The organism is Fusobacterium mortiferum ATCC 9817 (assembly GCF_000158195.2).
GTDB classification, from domain to species: domain Bacteria; phylum Fusobacteriota; class Fusobacteriia; order Fusobacteriales; family Fusobacteriaceae; genus Fusobacterium_A; species Fusobacterium_A mortiferum.
Map to the genome: position 1 here is coordinate 776,961 of NZ_GL987988.1, position 1,033 is coordinate 777,993.

Below are 1,033 nucleotides of genomic sequence, written 5' to 3' on the forward strand. Positions count from 1 at the left end.
AACATTAATGAAATTCTGTAATTATAATAATGGAGTAACATAAAAGGTATTATCAACATTGGCATCCACTGTTATTACATCATTTTTTCTTAAAAAGTAAGAAGTGGGAACTCTACCTCCATAGTCATGATAAATTGCTCCAACTTCAATATTGTTAATTTTGATTATGGCAGTTCCTCTTGAAATATAAAATAAAGGTTTTACTTCGCAATCAAACTCTGCTGTATATGTTTTGCTATTAACTTTTTTTAATTTTAAATAATTAGGGAAAGAAATACCATTTAAATTCTGTAATTACAGAATTTACTTGGTATTGAAATAAAAATAGGTAGATTAGAAAATATAACAAATGCTAAAACTGGAAAACTTATATTTTCATCTCCTTTTATTAAAAAAAATATTGTAGTCTTAACTTCCCAAAGTTTAAGGACAGAAAAAGCTTCAAACATAGATAATATATTACAAGTAACTAATGTTACTTCTACTTATTTTACATATTATTCTCAAGACGTTGGTGGAGTTTCTGGAACAATGAGTTTTGACTGGATAGCTATTGGAATTTAGTACCCAATCGCTATCCACATTATACTTCCATTTGATGACCCTGCATTATCTTGACATCTTATCTTAAAATTAGTTGTAGTAAAGTTATGTGGTTGGAAAGAATAAAAATTATCAGTAGATGTCCCATTATTAATAGTAAAAACCATATAATTTGTGGTAGTGAAAGCTATTGGTAATGTTATAGTTTTTATTTGTCTGCTAGAATATACCCCTGAATTTCCTCTTTGGATTATCTCTCCTGTAATTAAATTTTTACTCCAAATTCCATTTGAATTATTTCCAAATTGGTAGAAATTCTGTAATTACAGAATTTCAATAGAACTCCTGACTATTCAAAAGGACAAAAATTAAATTGGAGTAAAAATAACACAATACTTCAAGATGGAATTATTCAGATACACTTCTATGGTTCAAATGATATAACTACTACAATAAGGATAAATGGTACTAATCTAGATTATAGAACAAG

Annotated in this window: 2 protein-coding genes; one reads left to right on the plus strand and one right to left on the minus strand. The window is 27.2% G+C overall.

The window, feature by feature from the left end; translation table 11 throughout:
• The first annotated feature begins 369 nt into the window (after positions 1-369).
• On the plus strand, positions 370-564 hold the full coding sequence (locus FMAG_RS14265) for an H-type lectin domain-containing protein (RefSeq protein ID WP_390887206.1): 195 nt from the start codon (positions 370-372) through the stop codon (positions 562-564).
• Here FMAG_RS14265 and FMAG_RS14305 read toward each other — a convergent pair.
• Positions 561-827, minus strand: a complete 267-nt coding sequence (locus FMAG_RS14305) for a gp53-like domain-containing protein (RefSeq protein ID WP_455737456.1) — start codon at positions 825-827, stop codon at positions 561-563. The two genes, FMAG_RS14265 and FMAG_RS14305, sit on opposite strands and share 4 nt — an antisense overlap.
• Positions 828-1,033 lie beyond the last annotated feature (206 nt).